Source organism: Corallococcus sp. CA049B, assembly GCF_003611685.1.
In the GTDB taxonomy this organism is placed as follows: Bacteria; Myxococcota; Myxococcia; order Myxococcales; family Myxococcaceae; genus Corallococcus; species Corallococcus coralloides.
Genome location: NZ_RAWC01000010.1, coordinates 1 through 15,287, shown reverse-complemented (window position 1 = coordinate 15,287; position 15,287 = coordinate 1). Strand labels below are relative to the sequence as shown.

Here is a 15,287-nt window from a genome sequence, read left to right as displayed (position 1 = left end):
GAGCCCACCATGAGCACCTTCGACGACGACATCCTCACCCACGACACACGCCTCCTCGGCATGTACGTGGGCTACGTCACCAGCCGCGACGACGAGGCGCAGCTCGGCCGCGTCCGCGTGTGCATCCCCGGCGTCCTCGAGCCCGAGTCCGCCTGGGCCTGGCCCCTCGGCACCTCCGGGGGCGGCGCCAAGGACACTGGCTTCTTCGCGGTGCCGCACGTGGGCGCCGAGGTGGCTGTCTTCTTCAACCAGGGCGACGTCGACGCCCCCTACTACCTCAGCGCGCACTGGGGGAAGCCGGGCGGTCAGAGCGAGGTGCCCGAAGAAGCCCAGGTGTCTCCGCCCGACAACCGCGTCCTCGCCACGCCCACCTTCCGCGTCGAACTCGATGAGTCCGCGAGCCACCGCAAGCTGAAGCTCACCAACCGGAAGACGGGCGACTGCCTCACCTTCGACGCAGAGGAGAACACCGTTACCTTGGAAGCCACCACCGCCCTCACTCTGCGCGCGGTGGGCGCCATCTCGCTGGAGGCAGCCCAGGTCACCATCGCCGGCCGCGTCGTGCGCCCCATCGCCGAGCCGATTTGAGGAAGCCCATGGCGCTGCCCATCTGCATCCACATCCCCCCGCTTCCCGAGGCGCCTACCCTCACCCTGCCTGGCGGCGCCACCTTGCAGCACCACCAGATCCTGCAGGCTGTCCAGCCGGCACTCGCGCCGCTCACGCCTCTCTTCGACATCATCGGCGCGGTGCTGGCACTCGTCGAAGTCGTGAAAGCGATACCTGACGCGCTGGGCCCCCCGCCTGACCCAACCGCCATCGCCGCGGCCCTGCCGAACCTGGCCGAGAAGGTGTCCAAGCTGCTTCGCCTCGTCCCTCAGCTTTCGGTGCCACTCGCAGTGGTGGGTGTCATCGACATCGTCCTGGGCGAGTTGGGCCATGCCCGTGGCCAGCTCATGCACCTGCAATTGCGCCTATCGAGTGTGGCGCGGGCCCGGCAACGCGCCGCGCAGCTTGGGGACGCGGGCCTCCTGGCGGTGGCCGGCTGCGCGGAAGCCAACGTCGCGCAGGAGGCCGTCAACGTCGGGAAGACCTTGGCGGCCCTCTCCCAGCTCATGGCCCTCCTCAACGTCTTCCTGGGGCTGGTGGGCGGCCCCCAGGTGCCGGACTTCTCCAGCCTCGAGGGAAGCGCGCTGGAAGAGGCCCTTGCGCCCCTCGACGCCATCGTCCGCACGCTGCAGCAGGTGCGCGCGGCCATCCCCATACCGTGAGGAGGACGTCATGAGTCGAGCGCCCCAGAATCTCCTCGTCCCCTTCCGCAGAGACAAGAAGCGCGACTTCGCCTCAGGCACCGGGGCCGAGCTGCTCACCTCGAAGGTGCGGCAGGTGCTGCTGACGGAAGGCGCCACGCCCCACTCCACCGGCGAGCTGCCCTGGCGCACCAGCTTCGGCGCGGGCCTCTCGCGCCTTCGCCATCAGCGCAATGACACCGTGCTGGCAGAACTGGCACGAGTGTACGTCCGTGACGCCCTCGCTCGCTGGCTGCCCGGCGTGCAGTTGGTGCAGGTGGACGTCAAACAGGACGGGGAGGCCCTTGCAGTGCGCCTCCGCATCCGAGAGGGGACCACAACGGCGAGGCTGATCATACCGTTTCGGCACGAAGCCTGAGCAGTCAAAGACAGCCACGCGCTAAACCCGATCCGAGGCCTTCTTCGGAGCACAAGTCTAGACACTCCAGACATGAAGCACCCCTCTGCCTGTGGCACGAATGCAATTGCTCTCATTCCCAAGCACCTAGATTTCTCTGCACACAGAGCTGACCGGAGAGCGCATCTACCGCGCCGTCTCCCGGCCCCCAATTGACTGCCCACCATCCTCATTTGGGAGCTTCGAGCAGCAACTCACCGAGGGAGCTGAGCAAGGGCCTGCTGGAACGCAGTTGCGCTATGTATCTTCCCAAGAATCTTGGGTGCAGCATTAACAATCTGATCGAGCGCCAAGAGAGCGTGAACATGCTTTGTGCGCGCCTTCAGAAATGCCGCCACATCGCGCGCACGCTTATCGGGCTTTGGCAAGTGAAGGTCAGAGACAAACTGAGCATCGCCGAAAAGATGAAGAAATTCAACAACCTCAGTCTCCGAGAAATTCTTAATGTGGACCACATAATATGGCACGGCAGCTTCGTCGACTCCCTCCTTGTACCCAAGGCCATTTCCAAAATAACAAACACATATGACCTTAACCCACTCACTTCGAACTGCAACCGGCACCTGTCCATTGGGAGGAAGAGACTGTTCCAGCGACCGAGCATGGCTGCGCTCACTGTAAAAATTATTATACTCGACATGAGCGCCATACAGCGTGCGAAGCTTGTCGATCAACTCGACAACAAGAACATCTTCCGATCGATACGCAAGACCGTCCGTCGCAGTAAGAAACTGATGCGCGAGCGCTTTCTTGCCGTTCTCAGCATGCTTAACAAAAGACGCATACCGAATACCGACTTCATACTTCCGGGCCTCCGCCGACGCGCCCCAGACAGTCTTCGCGATCAGCTCAATATTGGCCCTGGTTTGCGCCGTCTGATTCATGTCGCAGTAGATCCCGAACAGGGTCCACAACAAATCATCAATGCGCTCTCTGGGGAGATGAAGGATTCCATTCTTGATTATAGGAGCATCACCAGGGAGGATCGGATTCGCGCGGAGTTGCTCCAGCAACTTCTTAACCTGGACGACCTCGTGACTGGGCTCAGCCGTAATTGCATACCGCAGGCAGTTGGAGAGCCAGCCAACCATCTCGGCGCCATTTATCTCGTTTTGATTCGGATGCGCGGCACTCGCATGATTTCGCATGAAGTTAACATGCTTCAGGCGCTCATGATTGACGTTCGTAAGGAGCCCAATTCGATAGCACCCTTCAATCAGCAATGCCTCGCCAATTTCCGGAAGATCATCCACAGTCTGCAATTTCTTTCGAACATCGGGGCGCTTTTCAACGGCATCATAAAAATACTCAAGATCCGTGCGCGCAACAAGCCTTCTCAATGCAGCAATAGTCTCGTTCCATAAATAATTGAGCGCTGCATCAAAAAGACCGAGGCTAATCGCAACAACATACTTACTGAGATAGAACGACCCCTTTCTATCCCCATCCGGCAGAATAGAGATGGCATCATGGAATGCATTAAGCACAATATGTCGCTCGGATGCCTCTACCAGCACGCCCTCTGTCGGAAGATTGGCGCCGTGCAGGAAGGCAGCCAACGGCTCGCTGACGGCCGCCAAGGATGTGCTTAACTTATGGACCGGCACCAGCTTCTGCGCAGCAAGGATGAGGTCGTCCTGTTGATTGGACACGTTAGCGCTCCTTCGATGGAATCACTGAAGACGTGGCAGCTTACAGATCAACAGGAGACTGTTGACCTGTCTAGACCTAGGGCAAATCTAGCATATGCCGATCGACGTAAACTGCGACTACGTATGCGGCCCCTCGGCGTTTCATTGAACGAGGGTGCCGCGCGACCCTCCTGGGGCGGATGCGCTGCACGTTGGGCAATGGCGCAGATCTACCCACCGGCCAACCGCCTGGGGCCAGTAGAAAGACCTCGTCATGCCGCAATCACCACTATCGACCCGCCGACCGTCTCATGCAGTGTCTGTCCACTCCAGCCTGCTGCTCGTAACGGACACCCCAGAGATCGCTCCTTCCAGAGGGTGAGTTCGGCCGCCGCTAGAACCCGTTCGAGAGTCTTGAACTGTAGCTTGGGACGCCACCGCACGCGGTAGGTGTCCCCCAGTCCCCCATGTCCCCTGAAGAAGTGGGCCCAAGGCCTTTGTCTCCCGGTGGAGGCCTTCGCCGACGTGCCACTTCTTCCCGCGTCCACGGACTACACCCACCGCGACTTCGATGCCCTTCGCGCACGCCTCATCGCGCTGGTGATGAGCGTCTTTCCGGACTGGACGGACTGCGACGTCGCCAGCTTCGGCGACCTCATCCTGAAGATGCACGCCTTCATCGGCGACGTCCTCAGCTTCTACCAGGACACCTCGCCTGCAAGGCCCGACTCTCCACGGCCACCTAGCGCCGCAACCTCATCGCCCTGGCGCGCATGCTGGGCTACCGGCATTACGGCGCCCAGGCGGCCACGGTCGAGATGATTCTCAGTCCCCCCACAGAGAACCTTTGGAAGGAGGCTTGGTGCCGTGGCCTCCAAGGAGCCATCCCGCACCGAGCGCCGCGAACGCGATCCCAGCTAGCAGAAAATTCTCTGGCCTACGCAACAACGGCAGGAATGGTCTCGGGCTGAAGAAATCTCCGGCGGACTTCGGTTGCCCTTCCGCCAGCATCCGATTGCCTCGTCCATACCTAAGAAAGCGTCTGACGAAGGCGCGCATTGAAGGCTCGAAGTCATGAGCCACACTGGCGTCAGCACACCACCTCAACGCCCCTATCTGAGACAGCCGCAGGCCCAGGTCTACGTCCTCCCCGGCAGCAAGAGGGAAACGCTCTCCAAACCCGCCTATGCGCTCCAATGTGTCCCGGTGCACGAGGCAATTCGCCGAAATGAGGTACTGAGGGCGGCCATCTTCGGTCCAAGCCATGGGACGGAGGACGCCCTGACTCTCGTAGTAACTCGACAGCCAGTCCGTTCCCATCGCACGGACGGCACCCTGGACAGCTACCTCTCCCCTCCACCCTGTCGCAAAGCAAGCGGGCCACCCGGCAGCAGGCAGACAGTCCGAGTCAAGGAAGGCCACCCACGGCCCCTTCGCTGCGCGCCACCCCACATTGCGAGCGCATGCTGGACCACGCCCTCCCCCCTGGAGGATGCGAACCTCCTCGGCCACGAACTCAACAGGCACCCGAGAGGCGTCATCCACAACGATGAGCTCTAGCGGCCGTTGGTCATTACCAAGTCCTCGCCACCAAGTTCCCAACCGAGCGAGTCCATGTGGGTTGTCACGAACAGGGACGACGACGGAGATGCTTTTCAATCGGGGCGCCTCCTCCAGCCCGAGCGTGGAGACAGCAACAGCGGCAACAGGAAATCCACGAGGACGGCGACTGAAGAGGGCAAGCGTCATGTCGCCAATGAGTCTGACCGCCCCACAGAAAACATAGAAGCGGGAGAATTGCCGAGTCCCCTCCGACTCACTGTCTTGCCGCAGCGGCGCCGCCCGCAGCCAGCTGGGATGTCCCCGAAGCCTTCTCGCCCAAGGCCTTTGTCTCCCGGAGGAGGCCTTCGCCGACGTGCCACTTCTTCCCGCGTCCACCGACTACACCCACCGCGACTTCGACGCCCTGCGCGCGCGCCTCGTGGCGCTGACGAAGAGTGTCTTCCCTGACTGGAGCGACTTCGACGTCGCCAGCTTCGGCAACGTCCTGCTGGAGATGCACGCCTTCATCGGCGACGTCCTCGGCTTCTACCAGGACAACCTCGCCCGTGAGTCGCGCCTCTCCACGGCCACCCAGCGCCGCAACGTCATCGCCCTGGCGCGCATGCTGGGCTACCGGCTTCATGGTGCCCAGGCTGCCACGGCCGAGGTGGAGCTTCGCCTGGCCCAACCTCCCGCAGCCCCCGTCATCTTCCCCGCCGGCATCGTCGTCCGCACGCAGGAGGTGACAGAGGCCGTCCGCTTCCAGCTCCTCTCGTCCGTCACCATTCCGGCCGGCGCCAACCCGCCGCGAGTCCTCGCTGTGGCTGAGCACTCGAAGACGCACACCCAGCTCTTCGACGCCCGCGGCCTCGCCGACTTCGAAGCGCACCTGGACTTCGCCCCCTACCTCGACGGCTCCGCCCGCGTGTCCACCGCCCAGGGCGCCTTCACCGAGGTGGACACCTTCCTCAACTCCCGCGTCCCCGACGCCCACTTCCTCGTCTCGGTGGATCAGGGAGACAGGGCCACCGTCCGCTTCGGCAACGGCGTCAACGGCCTGCCGCCCGCTGGCACCGTGGCGGTGGTGTACAAGACGGGCGGCGGCGCGGCGGGCAACGTGGACGCAGGCCGCCTCGTCGTCGTCGAGGGCAGCTTCAGGGACGCCCACGGCCACGCGGTGCAGGTGTCCGTGCACAACCCCGCCCCCGCCTCGGGTGGCGCGGACAGGCAGACGGTGGCCTCCGCGAAGCTGCTGGCCCCCGAGAGCCTCCGGGCCCTGACGCGCACCGTGTCCCGCGAGGACTTCGAAATCAACGCTCGGCGCCTGCCCGGCGTGGCGCGCGCCCTCATGCTGACGTCCAACGAGGACGCCTCCATTGGGGAGAATGCCGGCATCCTCTACGTGGTGCCCCAGGGCGGCGGAGTCCCCACGCCCGCGCTCAAGGCCCAGGTGCTGCGCCAAGTGACGGAAGTCTACCCCTGCACCCTCACCTTCCAGGTGGCAGTCCAGGAGCCGGTGTACCGGCGCGTGGACGTCTCCGCCCGCCTCTTCTTGCGCCAGGGCGCTTCGGCCCAGGACGTCGCCTCGCGTGTCCGCCAAGCGCTGGCTGCGTACTTCCGCGTCAGCGAGCCGGACGGCACGCCCAACCCGCGCATCGACTTCGGCTTCAACCTCAAGGACGCCCAGGGCTTCCCCGCCGGGGAAGTGGCCTGGTCCGACGTCTTCAACGTCATCCGCGATGTGCCCGAAGTACGGAAGCTGGGCGACGCGCGAATGGACCTGGCACTCAACGGCCTGCCCGCGGATGTGAAGCTGACGGTGCGCGAGCTGCCGGTGCTGGGCAGCGTCACGCTCCAGGACGGCGATACCGGGGGAATGCTCTGACATGGCCCTCCTCAACCCCAGCTTCGAGGACGCGGGCGCTCGGCCCGGCGAGGCTGCGCACTGGACGCTGACGGCGGTGACGCGCCTCGAAGCCCTGGCAGGCTTCGGTGTGCCGGAGGAATCCTGCGAGGACTTCGAGCGCTGGCACGTGTGGCGCGCCTCCCTCTCCGACGTCTCCGTGGCCCTCGCCTTCTTCGGCCAGCGCGACGGCTTCGAGGACTTCTCCCGAGGTTGGGACAACGACGGCTTCCTCTTCGAGCTGCCGCCCGCGCAGCTCGTCCCGCACCGCTTCGAGGGGAACGTCGTCGAGACGTGGGGCCAGGGGCCCTTCCTCACGGACTGGGTGGACGCAGCTTCCGTGGAGGGCCTCTTCAGCGAGTCGCCGCGGGAGGATTTCGAGCAGCGCTGGCACACCAACGAGGCCTACGCCTGGCGCTGGGAGGACGTGACGGCGCGCGTGGCCCCCTTCAACACCACGCAGCCCACCGAGGACTTCGACACCGGGTGGCCCACGGCCACCACGCAGTGAGGACACCATGGCACTCGCAGACTGGACCTACCTCAACGGCGGACTGGACATCGCCACCGTGGACAGGGGGGTGACGGCGGGCATTGCCCGTCCCCCGGGCGGCGGCAACTTCCTCTTCGCCTTCAACTCGCTCACCGCCGCGCAGGGCGCAGTGGGTCTCTTCGCCAACCTCGCCGACTTCGCCCCCATGGCCAAGGGAGGCAGCATCCGCGGCTGCCTCCAGCGAGGGCCCGGTGGCGGCCCTACCGGCTTCTCCCCCTTCCTCTTTCTCTGCGGGCAGGGCACCTCCGTCAACGACTCCGCCTACCTCCTGGGCCTCTCCGACGACGAGCCGCACCGGGTGGTCCTGCGAAAGGGCGCGGTGGCCACGGGCCTGCCCGACGCGGACGGCCCCGGCGTCCTGTTGAAGTCCTCGGCCAGCTTCACCCAGGGCACTTGGCTGCACCTGCGGCTGGACGTCGTCGTCAACGCCAACGGCGACATCGTCCTCAAGGCCTTCCACAATGACTTGGCCGCGCACCCGCTCGGTACGCCTCCCGACTGGCAGCCCGTGCCGGGCATGGCCGACTTCATCGACGACGCCCTCGGCATCAACTCCGGCAGCCAGCCCCTCACCTCCGGCCGGGGCGGCTTCGGCTTCGCGGTGAAGGACGTCACGCGCCGCGCCTATTTCGACTCGCTCGAGTTGTCCCGGCAGGTGTGAAGACCATGGCCCTCACCGCCTTCACCAGCCGCCTCGGCCTGGGCCAGGGACGCATCCGGCCCCAGCAGGCCACGCCCGCCTCGGGCGAGTACCTCTTCGTCCTCGGCGACGAGGAGCCCGGGCGCCGATTCGAGTTGGCCCCTGGGGACTTCGCCGAGGTGACGCAAGCCGTGGACGTCACCGGCGTGGACCTGGTCCGCACCGCCTTGCGCCTCCGTGTGCCTTCAGCAGCCCCGGCGGGCCTGGCCTGGGAAGCGTCCCTCGTCGTGGGCGGGGTGAAGTACGCCCGCCTCCTCGGACGCCCCGGCCGCGAGCGCCTCGTCGCGGACCTGGTCGCCAACGTCTCGAAGCTCTCCGGCGTCCACACGGTGGGCGTCCGCCTGGAGCTCGTCTCCCCGTGAGGAAGCCCCATGGCCACGGTTGAGCTGCCCACCCTCTACGTCGACACCGTCTCCCTCTTCGCCGAGACGCGCCGCCCCCTCCTCCTCAACCGCGCTCCGGCCACTGGGGAGACAGACGTCCCCGTCGACACCACGCTGGAGCTGGTGCTGGTGGATGTCGGCGCGGACGGCATTGCCCGGGCGGCTACGCGCGTCTGGGTGGACGGACTCCTCGCCTTCGAGGGTGGGGCCAGCGTCGAGGTGCTCCCTGGTTTCGCCGGGCCCCTGGCGGACGTGACTCAGACGGCGGACACCCTGCGCGTGGTGCTCCACCCGGCGGTGCCGCTGGCCAGCCAGGCCACCGTCTCCGTGCGCGTCAACTCCACGACGGCCGGCGGCGAGCACCACCTCGATGAGACATACACCTTCACCGTGGAGGACAGGACAGCGCCCCGCCTCGTGGGTGCGCAGGCCGTGGGACCGAAGTCCGTGCGCCTCGCCTTCGACGAAGCGGTGCGAGTGCCGCCTTCGGCGCGCTTCACCTTCACGCCACGCGGTGCGCCCGCAGTCCCAGTGGCCTCCCTTGAGGCTGCCGCGGACGGCCTCCTCGTCCACCTCGTCCTCGACACGGAGCTGACGCCGGACGTGGTCTACGAGGTGCGTGTGGAAGGCGTGACGGACGCGCACGGCAACCCGGTGCTGGCCCCCTACCACCGCGCCACCTTCTCGGGCTTCCGTCCAGCCCGGCCGCCCTCCCGGAGCTTCCAACTCTGGGACATGCTGCCCCGCCACAACCGCCGCGACGACGTGACGGGCGACCTGCACCGCTTCATCTCCTGCCTCCAGGAGGTGACGGACTTGCTCCTCGCCGACTTGGACGCCTTCCCCGACGTCTTCGACTTGGAGCGCGCGCCGGAGGCCTTCCTGGACGCCATCCTCGTGGACTTGGGCAACCCCTTCGCCTTCGAGCTGGACGTCCTCGCCCGGCGCCGCCTGGCCGCCGTCCTCGTGGACATGTACCGCCAGAAGGGCACCGCGCTGGGCCTGCGCAACGCCATCCGCTTCTTCCTCGGCATCGAGGTGAGGGCCATCTCCCCCTTCGCCTCGGACACCCTCGTGCTGGGTGAGTCCGAGCTGGGCGTGGACTGGGTGCTGGGCCCCTCGGAGCGCTTCGCCCGCTACGCCTTCAACGTCGAGGTGGAGCGCCTCCTCTCGCCCGCGGAGCGCCAGCGCCTGCGCACCCTCGTCGAGTACCTCAAGCCCGCCCACACCCACTTCGTGGACCTGGTGGAGCCCCTGCCCCCTGTCGTCCCCGAGCACTGGGAACTGGGACTCAGCGAGCTGGGCGAGACGACAACGCTGCACTGACGTCCGCCCGGCATGTCCCCGATTTCTCGCGGCCTGCCTTTGCCCTCCACTGGAGGGTGCAGGCATGGCCAACAGGCTGGATTTTTTCTTCAGGCAGAAGGTGACGGAGGCCGAACTCGACTTGGCCTTCGCGCAGTTGGAGCAGGCGGACAGAAACCTCGCCTCGGACTTGGGCGTCCACGGCGTCATCTCCGGGGCCGTGCCTGCGCCTCACTCTCCCGTGGCCAGCCTCTCCGTCGATTTGACGGCCCCGGCGCGCGCCTACGACAACCTCGGCCAGCGCATCTTCATCGGCACCGGCCAGACGGTGGACTGCGCCGTGGACGTCTCCGGCATTCCCACCGACGTCTCCACGGCCGGCAGCGAGCGGTGGGTGGGCATCTTCCTGCGCTTCACCCGCCTGCTGTCGGAGCCGCGCACGGACGGCAACTCCCAGCAGGTGTACTTCCGCCGCGACGAGTCCTTCGAGCTGGTGGTGCGCCAGGCGCCGGAGGGCCCCGTCGGCCAGGCGCCCAAGCCCGCCCTCCAGCCCGACGAGTTGCTGCTGTGTGACGTCCGGCGCCGCCCCGGGCAGACGCAGCTTCTCGCCGCGGACTTGGACACCTCTCGCCGCCAGGCCTTCATCTTCGCGAGGAGCACCTCGGTGGCCGTGGAGAGCGGCACCTGGGACGTCCTGAGCCCCAGCGCCGAGACGGTGCAGGCGACGCTGGACGAGGTGGACGGTGAGTTGGCCGGGCACTTCTCCGGCGCCGCCCGGCGACACGGGGCCGGTGCCGTGGACTACGCGCCCCACGGCTTCATCACCTCCACCAACGTGCAGGAGGCCGTGGACGAAGTCGCGGACAAGCTCTCCTCGGCCGCTGCTGGCACACCGGGCGCCTCCCGCGTGGGTGCGGACGCGGTGCCCGGCACACCCAACCTCATGCCGGCAGGCACCGTGGACGCGCAGCTCTCCTCGTTGCTGGGCTTCCTCAACGCCCACCAGGGCGCGGCCACCGGGGCCCACCACGCCAGCGCCATTGGCGCCACCCCCCACGGCTACGTCAGCAGCACCAGCGTGCAGGCTCAACTCCAGGAGGTCGTCACTCGCCTCGGAGAGACAACGGCAAACAGTCCCGGCGCCTCTCGTGTCGGAGGAGACGCGCTGGCCGGGACGCCCCACGCCCTCCCCGCCAGCAGCCTGCGGCAGCAGGTGGCCGCGCTGCTGGGCTTCCTCAACGGGCACGTCACCCAGGGAGCGGGGGCCCACGCGGCCTCCGCCGTCTCCGTCGCGGACACGGGCGACCTCCTCACGGCAGGCACCGTGGAAGCCGCCCTCGCCGAAGTCCTCGGGGCCTTCAGCGGCGGGCACTTCCGCGGCAACGAGACGTCGGCGGGCCAGCACAGGGCCATCCTCCAGCCCGTCCTCGGCGCCGGTCGTGTCCTTCTCCTCGACACCCAGGGCGCGGGCGGCGCCGCCGCGCGGCTGCGCCTCTATGCCGACAGCGACTCGGTGTGGTTCACCCTCAACGCCGCCTGGAATGGGAGCGCCTGGGCCCGCGACACCACCGGGGCGGCGGCGAGCGGTTTCCGCCTCTCACGCAACGAGGCCGAGTTCCTCCATGACGCCAGCCTCACCGCCACCTTCGCCTCCTGGACGCGCACGTTGCGACTCCCGCTGAGTAGCACCGCCAGCAACACCTCTTTCGAGTTGGCGGGCAGCGTCCGCGAGGTGGGCCGGCTCGGCCTCCAGTACAGCAATAGCGATACCGTCGCGCACGACAACCTGTCCGGCGGCGGCTCGGTGACGTTCCGCAGTCGCTTCCCCACCGCGCCCTCCTCCATCACCCTCAGCCCCTACGCCTTCGCCGGAAGCTTCGTCGGCAATCCCACCGTCATGGTGCCGGACAGAGACGGCTTCGCCTTCTACAGCCACCAAACCCTCCCAGGCCTCGCCGCGACGTACTGGTTCGGCTCGTACACCGCTGTCGCGTAAGGGCGCCCCCATGGCCATTCACGAAGTCACCACCGAGGACGTACTTCAGCGCTGCGCCCGGTGCGGCAGCGGCAATCGCCTCTCCCTTGACTCCCTGGAGGTGGGCGTCGCCCGTCGCGAGGACGTGGACGACGGCCTCGTCCAACTCCCTCCCTGTCCCGCCTGCCGCTCCACCGAGTTCCTCATCCGTGAGACAGAGGGCGAGCCGGAGCATCCGGCGCCAGGCAGCTTCGGCCACCTGCACCGACTCCTTGTCGGCCACCTCCACGCCGAGCTCGTCCAGCGCGGGCGCTTGCACTCGGTGCTCAAGCCCAAGGGGGGCGGTGCCGGCAAGGTGGTGGTGCGGCCCCTGTCGCAGGAGACTCGCGAGCGCTGGTTCCCCCAGGGCCTCCGAATCGCGGTGCCCCCCGACGAGCAGCCCCGCGCCCCGGGAGAGTCCAGTCAATAGGCATACACCGCCAGCAAACACCCCTGCGCCCGCCATGCCCAGGGCGTCCCAAATCCCTCTCTCCTCGACTTGATATGTCTCGAAGACAGAGCATGTATGTCTTCGCGCGCCGCCCAACTGCGCGCCAGGGAGACACCTATGCTTATCGGCACCGACACCACCTACCTCGGCAACGAAATCCCCGGCCTCCGGGGGCAGAAGGTCCGCATCTTCGCGGTGTTGCGCGGCAGCCTCCGCCCAGACGCCAACCCGGACGCGGACGACTACTACGTGAATGACGACGAGAAGCTGGCGCGCCTCGGGGGCGTCACGGCCGAGGACTGCATCGACGCTGCTCCCATTCACCCGGACGGAACCACCTCCTTCGTGCATGTCGACCCGCGCGCCGTCGACTTGGAGTGCTTCGCGCACCTGCGCAATCCCAGCGCACAATGACTTGCCATACGCGCGAAACAGAGCGCGTATGTCTCACGCGCGCCGCCCAAGGCGCACGAAAGGACAAAACAATGACACCCCGCAAGCCCCGCCCCGCCAACGCTTCGAAGCCCGCCCAGGCGCCCGCAGAGACCCTCGAGCGCATTGTGCGCGAGGAGATGAACATCGAAACGCTGAAGACACGCAACAGCGACAGCCTCGACATCCACGAGGTGGCGGTGTGGCAACTGAGGGACGCCCTCGAAGCGGCCTACCAAGCCGGCATCCGCGCCGCCAACAGCCCCCGCAGCACGTAGTCCCCCACTCACCACCGACGCCCCGCCCAGCGGGGCAGCCGCGCATGAGGGCCGCCGGGCCGCCCTCGTGAATGGCAGACGTGTACCCACGGCCCGAAAAGGAAAACACCGCCATGCCCCGTAACACCGCACCGAAGACGAAGAAGCTGGAGTCCATGAACCTGACGGAGCTGCGCGCCCGCTACCGCGAAGTGGTGGGCGAGGAGACGCGCAGCCCGAACAAGAAGTTCCTCATCCGCCGCATCGAGGAGTCCCTCGCCGCCCAGAAGCGGCGCAGCCCCACCCGCCGGGCGACGGCCGCCGCCCCCAGCGCGCCTCCGGCGCCTGCCGCACGGGCCGCCACGTCGGACGAGGGCACGCAGCCTGCCAGCCAGCACGGGCGCTTCGCCGGCATGTCGCTGGAGGCGTTGCAGGCGAAGTACCGCGAAGTCGTGGGACGCCCGACAGGCAGCAGCGACATCCCCTACCTCAAGTGGAAGATTCGGGAGGCGGAGGCCGGACGCGTGCCGGTGGGCCCCCGTCCCGAGCGCGAGGTGAAGGTGCGCGAGGACGGCAAGCGCGTCATCCCCCTCTCCTTCGACGCGGAGGACTTGGCGGTCCTGGACAAGGCCTGGCGCGACGCGGGCATCCCGAGCCGGACTCGTTTCTTCATGCGCGCGGTCCACCGAGAACTCACGGCCATGGGCGCCACCGAGGCCGCCGCGCGCTTCGCTCCGAAAGAGGAGTGAGGCCCGCACCCACTCGCCCCAGCAGGACACCGAATAGGCCGAGAGGCCCTCCCAACCCGGACGCGCTCCGCCCCGCCGTCCACACGCGAGGCGGGCGCCAACATCGCCGTGAAGTGAAACACCGCCCGAGACCTTCGACCGGCCCCTCCTTCAACGCAGTCCCCACGGGAACAACATGAAGACACGCGAAGAATTGGAAACGATGACCGTCAAGAAACTGCGCCGCTACGTCATCGACACCGGAAACAGCTTCCCCTACTTGGGGGAAACCAAGAAGGCCGAGATTATCGACAAGCTCATGAAGTTTCGAGCCGAGCGGGAGGACACGAAGCCCACCCCGACCTCCAAGGATGCAACCTAGCCGCAGCCCCTCGCCATTCGAGGGCCTTGCCGGGCTGCGACAGGCACGTCCGGCAAGCCACTCGAAGCGGCCGAAATAGGACCCGGGCGCGCTCGCCCTGCCTCACCGCCAGACACATGGCCCATCAGGAACAGCGCCCTCAGCCCAAACGCCAACGCCCCGGGCAGAACATACACCCAAAAGACAGCACAGAGGACTTGATACGCCCGCCCACAAGAGCGTGTATGCCTTTCGCGACGGACAACAAAGCACCGCGCCAACCCGCAGGAATGCACACCATGGCGACCACCAACCCCTCCCCCCACATTGTCCAAATAACGGTGTTTGATCTCCAGAACGCCGCCCTGAACTTGGTCCTTGCCAAGAATCGGTACGGCACGCCTCAGCCGCAACTGGACATCGTCCTCCCGAGCGGCTCCACCCACCGGCATCTGAGTGCGGCGCTCCACGCCTTTTCAGCCGACCTGGAGCTGAGGACGCCCGCCAGCGAGCGGTGGATCGTGCAAAGCGAGCGCCTCTCGGAGCCGAACCACGGCCGCATCTACCTGGAGCTGGCCGAAGGGGACCATGCCGAGGCCATGCGCGGGATGATGCTCCTCAACACCCTGCTGTGCTGAGCAGAGAAGACAGCGGGAGTCCGCGCCGCAGCACCGCGCGGGTTCCCGGCCACACGAAAGCGCCCCCTCTCGCGGGCGCACCGCGTGCCAGTGCCGACTCTCAAGACTCAACTTGCATCACGCGCCCACAAGAGCGCGTATGTCTTTCGCAACGGGCAACACTCCCTACGGAACGCGAGGACGACGATGGCCGCGACGAGCCAGCAGACAATGATGGTGGGACAGCGCACCGCGCGCTATGGGATTCCCCAGCCGTACATCGAGGTGCGCTTCCCGAAGGACACACGCCAGCGCACGCTGAATGCCGCCCTCCATCGCCTCTACGCCGATGTCGAGATGGCAACCCCGCAGAGTGAGCGCTGGGACGTGCGCATCGAGCAACTCCCGGACGTGCTCATCTTCTCCGGAGGCCGCGTGTACCTGGAGCTGGCGGAGGGCACTCCGGGCGAGGCCGAGCGCGCGATGGCGGTGCTCGCCAGTCTCGTGGGCTGAGCCCCGCTGAGCCCCTCGGAAGGTACCGCGTGCCAGCCAGCAGCCCGCCACCAGGGGAGGTGCCTCCGGCAGAACCAGCGGACGCAGCGAGGAGACTCCGCGTCGGCACATCCCGCCAAGCCCCCTCCTTCCTCGCCCGGGGCCAATCACACACACTGTAATTCCGCCCACCACCCCCACCCAGGAGCGC

The 15,287-nt window shown here is 66.8% G+C and carries 18 protein-coding genes; 16 read left to right on the top strand and 2 right to left on the bottom strand.

The features are described from left to right. The first annotated feature begins 9 nt into the window (after nt 1-9). From D7W82_RS03675 to D7W82_RS03665, 3 genes are read left to right on the top strand one after another with little or no spacing between them, the layout of a single operon-like run. A complete protein-coding gene (locus tag D7W82_RS03675) occupies nt 10-588 on the top strand; it encodes a phage baseplate assembly protein V (protein WP_120616990.1) in 579 nt (192 codons plus the stop codon). A gap of 8 nt (nt 589-596) precedes the next feature. Continuing rightward, entirely contained in the window at nt 597-1,271 is a 675-nt protein-coding gene (locus tag D7W82_RS03670) for a hypothetical protein (protein ID WP_120616989.1), read from the top strand. 10 nt (nt 1,272-1,281) lie between these two features. After that, on the top strand, nt 1,282-1,668 hold the full coding sequence (locus D7W82_RS03665) for a GPW/gp25 family protein (RefSeq protein WP_120616988.1): 387 nt from the start codon (nt 1,282-1,284) through the stop codon (nt 1,666-1,668). Between the two features lie 233 nt (nt 1,669-1,901). Here D7W82_RS03665 and D7W82_RS39940 read toward each other — a convergent pair whose 3' ends face one another. Both D7W82_RS39940 and D7W82_RS42505 read right to left on the bottom strand, forming a co-directional pair. After that, nucleotides 1,902-3,359, bottom strand: coding sequence for a hypothetical protein (locus tag D7W82_RS39940; RefSeq protein ID WP_147439215.1), 1,458 nt, complete (start codon nt 3,357-3,359; stop codon nt 1,902-1,904). An 804-nt stretch (nt 3,360-4,163) separates the two neighbouring features. After that, nucleotides 4,164-5,087, bottom strand: a complete 924-nt coding sequence (locus tag D7W82_RS42505) for a glycosyltransferase (RefSeq protein ID WP_120616986.1) — start codon at nt 5,085-5,087, stop codon at nt 4,164-4,166. A 166-nt stretch (nt 5,088-5,253) separates the two neighbouring features. On the opposite strand from D7W82_RS42505, the gene D7W82_RS03645 reads away from it, so the two are divergent. The 13 genes from D7W82_RS03645 (at nt 5,254) to D7W82_RS03585 (ending at nt 15,097) form a co-directional block, all read left to right on the top strand. Beyond that, complete coding sequence (locus tag D7W82_RS03645; RefSeq protein WP_120616985.1) at nt 5,254-6,765, top strand: baseplate J/gp47 family protein; 1,512 nt, start codon at nt 5,254-5,256, stop codon at nt 6,763-6,765. A 1-nt stretch (nt 6,766) separates the two neighbouring features. Then, nucleotides 6,767-7,294 (top strand): hypothetical protein, encoded by a 528-nt coding sequence (locus D7W82_RS03640; RefSeq protein WP_120616984.1) that lies wholly within the window; start codon nt 6,767-6,769, stop codon nt 7,292-7,294. 7 nt (nt 7,295-7,301) lie between these two features. Next, entirely contained in the window at nt 7,302-7,997 is a 696-nt protein-coding gene (locus D7W82_RS03635; RefSeq protein ID WP_120616983.1) for a hypothetical protein, read from the top strand. A 5-nt stretch (nt 7,998-8,002) separates the two neighbouring features. Further along, nucleotides 8,003-8,398: a hypothetical protein gene (locus D7W82_RS03630; RefSeq protein ID WP_120617055.1), complete on the top strand. Its 396-nt coding sequence runs from the start codon at nt 8,003-8,005 to the stop codon at nt 8,396-8,398. Nucleotides 8,399-8,407: 9 nt separating this feature from the next. Further along, nucleotides 8,408-9,745, top strand: a complete 1,338-nt coding sequence (locus tag D7W82_RS03625; RefSeq protein ID WP_120616982.1) for an Ig-like domain-containing protein — start codon at nt 8,408-8,410, stop codon at nt 9,743-9,745. A gap of 64 nt (nt 9,746-9,809) precedes the next feature. After that, nucleotides 9,810-11,720 (top strand): hypothetical protein, encoded by a 1,911-nt coding sequence (locus D7W82_RS03620; RefSeq protein ID WP_120616981.1) that lies wholly within the window; start codon nt 9,810-9,812, stop codon nt 11,718-11,720. 10 nt (nt 11,721-11,730) lie between these two features. Continuing rightward, the gene (locus D7W82_RS03615; RefSeq protein ID WP_120616980.1) at nt 11,731-12,168 is read left to right on the top strand and encodes a hypothetical protein; all 438 of its coding nucleotides are present in this window, start codon (nt 11,731-11,733) and stop codon (nt 12,166-12,168) included. A 138-nt stretch (nt 12,169-12,306) separates the two neighbouring features. After that, nucleotides 12,307-12,603 carry a hypothetical protein gene (locus tag D7W82_RS03610; protein WP_120616979.1) on the top strand — a complete coding sequence of 99 codons (297 nt, stop codon included), beginning with the start codon at nt 12,307-12,309 and terminating at the stop codon, nt 12,601-12,603. Between the two features lie 71 nt (nt 12,604-12,674). Then, nucleotides 12,675-12,899, top strand: coding sequence for a hypothetical protein (locus D7W82_RS03605; protein ID WP_120616978.1), 225 nt, complete (start codon nt 12,675-12,677; stop codon nt 12,897-12,899). A gap of 113 nt (nt 12,900-13,012) precedes the next feature. Next, nucleotides 13,013-13,627 carry a DUF2924 domain-containing protein gene (locus D7W82_RS03600; protein WP_120616977.1) on the top strand — a complete coding sequence of 205 codons (615 nt, stop codon included), beginning with the start codon at nt 13,013-13,015 and terminating at the stop codon, nt 13,625-13,627. A gap of 175 nt (nt 13,628-13,802) precedes the next feature. Beyond that, nucleotides 13,803-13,988, top strand: coding sequence for a hypothetical protein (locus D7W82_RS03595; RefSeq protein ID WP_120616976.1), 186 nt, complete (start codon nt 13,803-13,805; stop codon nt 13,986-13,988). 278 nt (nt 13,989-14,266) lie between these two features. After that, nucleotides 14,267-14,605 (top strand): hypothetical protein, encoded by a 339-nt coding sequence (locus D7W82_RS03590; protein ID WP_120616975.1) that lies wholly within the window; start codon nt 14,267-14,269, stop codon nt 14,603-14,605. A 186-nt stretch (nt 14,606-14,791) separates the two neighbouring features. Then, a complete protein-coding gene (locus tag D7W82_RS03585; protein ID WP_233587275.1) occupies nt 14,792-15,097 on the top strand; it encodes a hypothetical protein in 306 nt (101 codons plus the stop codon). Nucleotides 15,098-15,287 lie beyond the last annotated feature (190 nt).